The following is a 781-nucleotide window of genomic DNA, read 5'->3' on the forward strand; positions in this document are numbered from 1 at the left end:
GCCTCATACAGCTATGTATTCACTGCATGATAGTGTGACGAGTCACACTGGGTTTCCCCATTCGGGTATCGCCGGTTATTGCGGTTCATATCACCTTACCGGCGCTTATCGCAGATTAGCACGCCCTTCATCGCCTCTGACTGCCAGGGCATCCACCGTGTACGCTTAGTCGCTTAACCTCACAACCCACAGGCGTTTTACGCTGCGTGTCATGAGCTTTTGAGAGACTCGAACGCGTTGTGCTGTGTTCCTTATTACGGAGAAACACGACAATGCGTCGTTTCAAATTTTCAGCTTGTTCCGGATTGTTAAAGAGCAGAATACTTCGCAGCACACCGTTGCCGGTACGCTCTGAAGTATTTTCAGAAAAAAACAGTAGTGAGTATGGTGGAGCTAAGCGGGATCGAACCGCTGACCTCCTGCGTGCAAGGCAGGCGCTCTCCCAGCTGAGCTATAGCCCCATACAGCTACTGCAGAGACCACTACTACCACTCAACCGAGTACACTTCGTGAGAAGTGCACTTCGTGCTCAGGCAAGGCGTGTGTCCGCGAAGCATAGTGAACTATGCGAGCCGGAGACATAACGCAGCATGAGTGCGAAGTTGGTAGGCCTGAGTGGACTTGAACCACCGACCTCACCCTTATCAGGGGTGCGCTCTAACCACCTGAGCTACAAGCCTGTAGAGGTTTTTTCTGCTCGTGACTTTCTATCAGACAATCTGTGTGAGCACTTCGCGGGAAGGTATCTTCAGGTAAGGAGGTGATCCAACCGCAGGTTCCC

2 tRNA genes and 1 rRNA gene are annotated in these 781 nt (G+C 52.0%); all 3 read right to left on the reverse strand.

Annotated elements, in window-relative coordinates:
- Nucleotides 1-179, reverse strand: a 23S ribosomal RNA gene (locus QLG08_RS01425); the annotation flags it as partial.
- Between the two features lie 206 nt (nt 180-385).
- A tRNA-Ala gene (locus QLG08_RS01430) sits at nt 386-461 on the reverse strand.
- Between the two features lie 142 nt (nt 462-603).
- Nucleotides 604-680, reverse strand: a tRNA-Ile gene (locus QLG08_RS01435).
- Between the last annotated feature and the right edge of the window lie 101 nt (nt 681-781).

Source organism: Pantoea sp. V106_11 (assembly GCF_029967885.1).
Lineage (GTDB): Bacteria > Pseudomonadota > Gammaproteobacteria > Enterobacterales > Enterobacteriaceae > Pantoea > Pantoea ananatis.